1 pseudogene is annotated in these 266 nt (G+C 34.6%); it reads right to left on the bottom strand.

The features are described 5' to 3' along the window. Positions 1 to 266: pseudogene (locus AAEY75_RS15495) on the bottom strand (hypothetical protein); the annotation flags it as partial.

Raw genomic sequence — 266 nt, 5'->3', positions numbered from 1 at the left:
CTATTATTCTTGGCTGTTGCAAAGCTTTTTTGAACAATATTATTATAGAGCGTGTAATTATGCTTATTAAAAATAACGACGTTATCCCAACTGTCAAAAAGTTTAGCGGTTAAATTCAGACGCGATTGTTGATCAGTTTTGGCAGCCGTTTTTAAAGTATGTCGTCTGAAATGCACAAACGTAGAAGCAAAAATAATACCTACTGCATAACCAAGCAGTAATGTGCCATCTAAAAACCAAGCAATGACCAACACATTGAATAAGAC

This window comes from Psychrobacter sp. TB55-MNA-CIBAN-0194, from assembly GCF_040309505.1.
In the GTDB taxonomy this organism is placed as follows: domain Bacteria; phylum Pseudomonadota; class Gammaproteobacteria; order Pseudomonadales; family Moraxellaceae; genus Psychrobacter; species Psychrobacter fozii.
Note: the sequence above shows the minus strand (reverse complement) of the source record. Positions and strands in the feature narration are given on the sequence as shown.